At 66.0% G+C, this 2,353-nt stretch carries 5 protein-coding genes; all 5 read left to right on the top strand.

The features are described from left to right. Window positions 1-407: type VII secretion-associated protein (locus ACFE99_RS25030; protein WP_375489565.1), on the top strand; the 407-nt coding region annotated here is incomplete at its 5' end. Between the two features lie 46 nt (window positions 408-453). Continuing rightward, the gene (locus tag ACFE99_RS25025; protein ID WP_375489562.1) at window positions 454-771 is read left to right on the top strand and encodes a WXG100 family type VII secretion target; all 318 of its coding nucleotides are present in this window, start codon (window positions 454-456) and stop codon (window positions 769-771) included. Window positions 772-787: 16 nt separating this feature from the next. Then, window positions 788-1,084 (top strand): WXG100 family type VII secretion target, encoded by a 297-nt coding sequence (locus ACFE99_RS25020; protein ID WP_375489567.1) that lies wholly within the window; start codon window positions 788-790, stop codon window positions 1,082-1,084. Between the two features lie 241 nt (window positions 1,085-1,325). After that, entirely contained in the window at window positions 1,326-1,769 is a 444-nt protein-coding gene (gene rplM / locus ACFE99_RS25015) for a 50S ribosomal protein L13 (RefSeq protein ID WP_375489560.1), read from the top strand. Next, window positions 1,766-2,254, top strand: a complete 489-nt coding sequence (gene rpsI / locus ACFE99_RS25010) for a 30S ribosomal protein S9 (RefSeq protein WP_375489558.1) — start codon at window positions 1,766-1,768, stop codon at window positions 2,252-2,254. Before rplM ends, rpsI begins: the two co-directional genes overlap by 4 nt. Window positions 2,255-2,353 lie beyond the last annotated feature (99 nt).

Here is a 2,353-nt window from a genome sequence, read left to right as displayed (position 1 = left end):
GGGTAGCGCTGAGCGTTCCCGCGCAGTGGCGCGTCGAGCGCGTCGTCGGCGGACCCGGATCGGCGCGCGTCCAGGTCACGTCACCGTCTGATCCGGAAGTGGCGCTGCATGTGACGCAGTCCCCGGTTGCCCGCCAGACGCTGGCTGCGGCTGCGGAGTCGTTGAAACGCGCGATCGACGCCGAGCCGTCGGGCGTCTTCATCGACTTCAGCCCGTCGGCTACCAGCGCCGGCCGGCCCGCAGTGACTTACCGGGAAGTTCGCCCCGGACACGAGATCCGCTGGACAGTGCTTCTTGACGGTCCCGTTCGGATCAGCATCGGTTGTCAGAGCCGCACCGCAGGCGCAGCGGCCATCCTCGACGCGTGCGAACAGGCTGTGCGCTCTGCCCACGCGGTGACCACGTAAACCAAATGCAGGGAACCGAACCCGAACCGCCGCAGTCGTAGATGGTATGAGCACACCCAACACGTTGAGCACCGACTTCAACCTGATGCACACGGTCGCCGCCAAGACCGACGCTTGCAACGAGGAGCTCCGCGGCATGCTGCAGGCGTTCATCGGGCGGGTCAGCAGCGTGCCGGCGTCGGTGTGGGGTGGGCTCGCGGCCACCCGATTCAAGGAGGTGGTGGAGCGCTGGAACGCCGAATCGATGAAGCTCTACCACGCCTTGCACGGCATCGCGGAGAGCATCCGCTACAACGAGGCGACACTGCGGGAGGCCGGCGAGAATCATGCCCACCGCATCGCCACTGTCGGCGGGAACCTGTGAGGTCGGGCGATCACACATGGACTCCGCGCTGTCGTACAACTTTTCCGAAATCGAATACAGCGTTCGCCAGGAGATCCACACCACGGCGGCTCGCTTCAACGCCGCCCTGGAAGAGCTGAGATCGCAGATCGCTCCACTGCAAGAGCTCTGGACCCGGGAAGCCGCCGCCGCCTACCGCGTCGAACAGCTCAGGTGGCAGCAAGCAGCCTCTGCGCTCAACGAGATGCTGGTCGACCTCGGCAACGCGGTGCGTGCGGGCTCCGACGACGTCGCAAGCGCTGACCGCCAGGCGGCCAGCATCTGGAGGCGGTAGGGCCCAACAGACCCTGTGTGGGTCCCGATGGAGGGGAGCCGTCGGGACCACACAGTCATGCGCCGGTACGGTTGCTTTGCTAAGGCGTTTTGACCTGCGCGGATGAGCGCCGGTAAGCTGCTGGGTTGGCGTCTGCCGGGGCTCGGGTCACTGTCGGTCGCCGAGAGCACCCCGCCCGTCGACGCCTGACCGGCACCCGGGTCATCCGGGATTCAACCCGAGAGAAAGGCAACTAAGCGCTGTGCCTACATACGTGCCGAAGGCAGCTGACACCACGCGGTCGTGGTATGTCATCGACGCCACGGACGTGGTGCTTGGCCGCCTTGCCGTCACCGCAGCCACCCTGCTGCGCGGCAAGCACAAGCCGACGTTCACTCCCAACGTCGACGGCGGCGATTTCGTCATCGTCGTCAATGCCGACAAGGTCGCGATCAGCGGCAACAAACTGCAGGACAAGCCGATCTACCGCCACTCGGGTTATCCCGGCGGCCTGCGCAAGCGCACCCTCGGCGACCTGATGCGAAGACATCCTGATCGCGTCGTCGAGAAGGCAATTGTCGGCATGCTGCCCAAGAACAAGCTCGGCCGCCAGATCAAGCGCAAGCTTCGCGTTTACGCCGGCCCCGAGCACCCGCATACCGCCCAGCAGCCGATTCCATACCAGATCAAGCAGGTGACGCAGTGACCCAAACGGCAGAAACCGACACCGGCGGCACCGCGCCTGCCGAGACAGCGGCAGCTACCGCGGCGGGGCCGCAGAAAAACGAGCCCTCGTTCGTCTTTGAGCGCCCCATCCAGACCGTCGGCCGCCGCAAGGAAGCCATCGTGCGAGTGCGACTGGTGCCCGGCACCGGCAAATTCGACCTCGACGGCCGCAGCCTCGAGGACTACTTCCCCAACAAGGTGCACCAGCAGCTCATCAAAGCTCCGTTGGTGACCGTCGACCGGGTGGACAGCTTCGACATCTACGCCCACCTCAACGGTGGCGGCCCGTCCGGCCAGGCCGGCGCGCTGCGCCTGGCCATCGCCCGGGCGCTGATCCTGGTCTCACCCGACGACCGGCCCGCGCTCAAGAAGGCCGGCTTCCTCACCCGCGACCCGCGGTCCACCGAACGCAAGAAGTACGGTCTGAAGAAGGCCCGCAAGGCCCCGCAGTACAGCAAGCGCTGATCGGTCACGATCCGATACCGGTTGCGCGCCGGAACGGGTGATTACCTCGTGGCGCGGGTACCTGATCGCCTGGTTCGCCCTTGTCTGGATGGCCAACAT

The sequence above is a fragment of the uncultured Mycobacterium sp. genome (assembly GCF_964249325.1).
Lineage (GTDB): Bacteria > Actinomycetota > Actinomycetes > Mycobacteriales > Mycobacteriaceae > Mycobacterium.
This window is presented reverse-complemented; position numbering and strand designations above follow the sequence as displayed.

Bases quoted from the DNA above. Each gene is read 5' to 3' on its own strand.
- ACFE99_RS25020 (WP_375489567.1), top strand. From the start codon at position 788: ATGGACTCCGCGCTGTCGTACAACTTTTCCGAAATCGAATACAGCGTT.
- ACFE99_RS25025 (WP_375489562.1), top strand. From the start codon at position 454: ATGAGCACACCCAACACGTTGAGCACCGACTTCAACCTGATGCACACG.